The following is a 3007-nucleotide window of genomic DNA, read 5'->3' as shown; positions in this document are numbered from 1 at the left end:
AAAATTTCCGCGCAAGATCGCGCTCGTCACGTCAAAAACCTCGGCCGCGCTGCAAGACATGCTACGTATCGCGCACGGACGCTGGGCGCTGGCGGAAATCATAATTTTTGATTCGCTAACGCAAGGCGAAACCGCGCCTGCCTCGCTCATACGCGCGCTAAAAAGAGCCGATGCTAGCGGTGCCGACGCGATCGTACTAGCACGCGGAGGCGGCAGCAGAGAGGATCTGTGGTGCTTTAACGACGAAAATCTAGCCCGCGAGATCTACGCGGCGCGCACGCCCGTGATCTCGGCCGTCGGACACGAGATTGATTACGTGATCAGCGACTTTGCGGCGGACTTTCGCGCTCCGACTCCAAGCGCGGCGATGGCTGCGCTACTGCCCGATATGGGCGAGCTAATGCAAAGCATAGATAGGCTAAGCGAGGCGGCGGACGCGGCCTTTACGCGCGTTTGGGAGCGTAAATTTAACGCTCTGGCGATGATGAGAGCGAGATTTTCTCAGGCGAGCCTCACGCAAAAAATCGCTCGCAAGGAGCAAATTTTGCTAAATTTACGGCAGGCTTTAGACGCCGCCGTGCAAACTAAGCTGCTCAAATTTGAAAACGCGCTCAAACTCGCCCGCGCCGCATACGCGCAGCAAGAGTCCTTTTTCGCGCAGATTTCAAATTTCGTCCGAGTGCAAAAGGACGGCAAAACCGTAAATCTAAGCGAGCTAAAACCGGGCGACCGCATCGCGCTAAGCTCGGTAAACGCAAGCAAAGCAGCGGAAATTTTATAGCCAAATTTGATCTGCGAACGCAGCGATTCAAATTTTTAGGCGGGTTAAAAATTTTTAAGCTAAAAATAGTAAGATAATAACGCGAATCAAAATTTAAAGGAGCGATATGAAAACGAACGTAAAATTTTTACTAGCCGCGTGCGCCGCGATGCTAATAACTGGCTGCGCGACGGAGCGATCTCGCGTAGTCGAAACGCCAAAAGTTCAAACCATAAACACCGCCTATCAAGGACAAAAGATCGCCGTCTCGATCGGCCGCTTTAGCAACCAGTCCTCATACCAAAATGGCGTATTTTCAGACGGCGAGGACAGACTAGGCAACCAAGCCCAGACCATCCTCATCTCAAATTTACAACAAAGCGGGTGCTTTTCGGTGCTTGACCGCAGCAACATGCGCGCCATCAAAGAAGAAAGCGCGCTAAACAAAGAGGCGCAAAATATCAAAGGCGCAAGATACGTCATCACGGGCGACGTGACGGAGTTTGGCCGCAAAACTACGGGCGATCATCAGCTTTTTGGGATACTTGGCAAAGGCAAAACCCAAACCGCCTACGCGAAGGTAAATCTTAACGTCGTGGACGTGAAAAACTCCGAGGTGATCTACTCTACTCAGGGTGCCGGCGAGTACGAGCTCTCAAACCGCGAAGTACTGGGCTTTGGCGGAAGTGCTGGGTATGATTCGACGCTAAACGGCAAGGTGCTAAGCCTAGCCATCATCGAGGCCGTAAACAACCTAACGCGCGGGCTTGAAAGCGGCGCTTTTAACGCGAAATAAGGATAAATTTTGCGCTTTAAAACTCTAGCAAATTTCGCACTCGCCTCCGCCGCCGCCCTGCTACTATCTGGCTGCGCGGACGACTCGCCTAGACAGCTATACTACTGGGACGGCGCCTACACGAGCTCGGTCTACGAGTACCTAACCGAAGAAGGTGACGCAGGCGCACAGATCGCCGCACTCGAGCAGAGCCTGCAAAAAGCCTATCAAAGAGCCGCCAAGGTCCCGCCGGGACTGCACGCGCATCTAGGCTTACTCTATCTTTCGCAAGGAAACAGGGCGAAATTTAAAGCCTACGTCGAAAAAGAAGCCGAGCTTTATCCCGAGTCGCGCGACTACGCGATGTTTTTGCTAAATCAAAACGGCAAAACGGCGGGTGCAGCGGGCAAATCGGCGGCAAATTTAAACACTAAAGACGCGAATTTGGGCGAGCAGACGAAGGAAAAATCGGGCGCGAGCGAGTCAAATTTAAATGACAAAAGCTCAAATTTAAGCGAGCAAACAAGCAAGCAAGATTTGAAAAACAAGCAAACAAAACCAGCCAAAACGAGCAAGACCGCAAAAGGAAGCCAAAATGAAAAATAAAATAAAATCGGCGCTTCTTGGCGCGTTTGCGGTGCTGTTTCTTGGAGCGTGCGCAGGATCGCAGCCCGAGGTTTACGACTATTCGGCGTTTTTGCAGACCAAGCCTCGATCGATCGTAGTCGTGATGCCGACCAGCGACTCAGCCGAGATAAAGGCCTCCGCGGCGGTGCTGGCAAATGCGCTCTATCCGCTTAGCGAGGCGGGGTATTACGTATTTTCGCCCGCGCTCGTAAACGAGACCTTTAAAAACAACGGCATCTATGACGCAGGCGAGATCGCGCAGATATCTACGTACAAGCTAAAGCAGATATTTGGCGCTGATGCCGCTCTGTATCTAAACGTCGCGGACTACGGCACCTCGTATATGCTCATTAGTAGCGTCACGCGCGTGAGCGTAGCGGCGACTCTGGTGGATCTAAACACCGGCGCCGTGCTCTGGCAAAAGAGCGCAACCGCGGCAAACGACTCGGGCGACGGCGGCGGCAACCTCATCGGTATGCTAGTCTCCGCGCTAGTTAAACAGATCGCCGACTCGGTCTCGGACGCGAGCTTTGACCTCTCAGCGCACGCGGACGCGATTTTGTTTAGCACCGATTGCCGAGACTGCCTGCTCTACGGCCCGTATTCGCCGCGCTACGGTCAAGATCGGCAGCTAAATAGCGGCAAATAAATCTTAAAAAGGACGAAAATGAAACTAGCCGAGGCGCTGATACTGCGCGTCGACATACAAAAACGCATCGAGCAGCTAAAATCAAGACTCGCAGATAACGCGAAGGTGCAAGAGGGCGAGAAACCCAGCGAAGAGCCAAAGGCACTGCTAGCCGAGCTAGATGCGCTCACAAGCGAGCTTGAGAGACTAATCGTTC

Annotated in this window: 5 protein-coding genes; all 5 read left to right on the top strand. The window is 52.9% G+C overall.

What is annotated here, in order from left to right; all coding sequences use genetic code 11:
- A partial coding sequence (gene xseA, locus Q0314_RS10570; RefSeq protein WP_298058835.1) for an exodeoxyribonuclease VII large subunit occupies positions 1 to 781 on the top strand: 781 nt, incomplete at its 5' end.
- Between the two features lie 106 nt (positions 782 to 887).
- Positions 888 to 1556, top strand: a complete 669-nt coding sequence (locus Q0314_RS10565) for a CsgG/HfaB family protein (RefSeq protein ID WP_298058834.1) — start codon at positions 888 to 890, stop codon at positions 1554 to 1556.
- A 9-nt stretch (positions 1557 to 1565) separates the two neighbouring features.
- On the top strand, positions 1566 to 2141 hold the full coding sequence (locus Q0314_RS10560) for a DUF4810 domain-containing protein (protein ID WP_298058832.1): 576 nt from the start codon (positions 1566 to 1568) through the stop codon (positions 2139 to 2141).
- On the top strand, positions 2131 to 2811 hold the full coding sequence (locus Q0314_RS10555; RefSeq protein WP_298058830.1) for a DUF799 domain-containing protein: 681 nt from the start codon (positions 2131 to 2133) through the stop codon (positions 2809 to 2811). Before Q0314_RS10560 ends, Q0314_RS10555 begins: the two co-directional genes overlap by 11 nt.
- A gap of 18 nt (positions 2812 to 2829) precedes the next feature.
- The coding region (locus Q0314_RS10550) for a DIP1984 family protein (protein WP_298058836.1) at positions 2830 to 3007 on the top strand (178 nt) is incomplete at its 3' end.

The organism is uncultured Campylobacter sp. (genome assembly GCF_938040115.1).
Taxonomy (GTDB): domain Bacteria; phylum Campylobacterota; class Campylobacteria; order Campylobacterales; family Campylobacteraceae; genus Campylobacter_A.
The sequence above is the reverse complement of the archived record's forward strand: the minus strand, read 5'-3'. Positions and strand labels throughout refer to the sequence as shown.

What these genes read in the sequence shown, in the direction of transcription:
- Q0314_RS10565 (WP_298058834.1), top strand. Translation starts at nt 888, where the DNA reads ATGAAAACGAACGTAAAATTTTTACTAGCCGCGTGCGCCGCGATGCTA.
- Q0314_RS10555 (WP_298058830.1), top strand. Translation starts at nt 2,131, where the DNA reads ATGAAAAATAAAATAAAATCGGCGCTTCTTGGCGCGTTTGCGGTGCTG.